1 pseudogene is annotated in these 1,095 nt (G+C 35.9%); it reads right to left on the bottom strand.

The window, feature by feature from the left end:
• A pseudogene (locus SJ312_RS23105) lies at positions 1–1,095 on the bottom strand (Tn3 family transposase); the annotation flags it as partial.

The raw sequence follows: 1,095 nt of genomic DNA, 5'->3' as shown, positions 1-1,095 counted from the left end.
GCGATATTTTTAAATGCATCTAAGTAACCCGTTTTTTGATGAACATAGTCCATAATTTCAATGATCCCCATATGTTGGAGCTGGTTATATATGGGATTATCAATGTCATCTTTCCAGCGTTTATTCGCCAGTTTCCATGTTAACTGATTTGAACGCGGTTGAAGTGTCACGAAATCATTGGCTCCATCATGGATATTGCGACCAATTCGCTCCATTTGGTCTCTCAGTTTTTGCGTTAATTCCGAAAGCGTTTGTTGTATCGGTGTATTGAGCCGAGTTAATCCTGTTTTTTGAATGATGACATGGCTTTTTTTCCACTCGGTGGCTGAAATCAGATCATCGTCTAAACGCTTGTTGCTGGCGCTTTCATTGATGTAAATATTGTTACTCTCAATCATCCGAGCCACTTTTTGGTATAAATAGTATTCAAATCGTTGAGTATTAACCTGTTCATCTATCAGGATAAAAGGTTTATCGTTTTTTAACAGTAACCGCTGATCGACGGTAGAAATGTGCTTATCTTTTTGAAGTTCTGATTTTGCTGTTAATAATTGGGAAGATAGTAGTTGTAATCCTGGTTCGCACTCGATATCAATCGCGAGAAAGAGTGACCTCATTGTATTCGCAATTTTTCTGTATTGTGTATCAATGTATAGCCACTCATAATGGGTTTTATCAAAACTATTCTTATTAAGATGTTGACTTATTAACTGAATTTCATCTTTAGACATCATTGCAAATGCATTTTGGCGAATATCACCAAATTGCGTATTGTCACTGACGTTTTCATCAACAAAGAGGTGTAAAATATTACCCGCATGCATTAACTTTTCACGAATAATTTCCAGTTCTTCTGCAATGCGTAACTTAGCTAAAGCACTCGCAGCTTCCCTTTGCTTTCTCGTCACATATAAAAAAGCTGTTACCAATTTATCATTAGTTTCTTGGTAGCGAAAAAATAGATAACAAACCAGATATAACATGCCTTGCCATTCGGGAAATCGACGAATTTTATAAATCGATTGATGTTGAATAATCGATGCATAATAGCTTAAATTACCTAATGATAATCCCAATTCACCAACAAGACGTTTT

The organism is Providencia sp. CIM-Carb-044, from assembly GCF_033901115.1.
Taxonomy (GTDB): Bacteria; Pseudomonadota; Gammaproteobacteria; order Enterobacterales; family Enterobacteriaceae; genus Providencia; species Providencia hangzhouensis.
The sequence above is the reverse complement of the archived record's forward strand: the minus strand, read 5'-3'. Positions and strand labels throughout refer to the sequence as shown.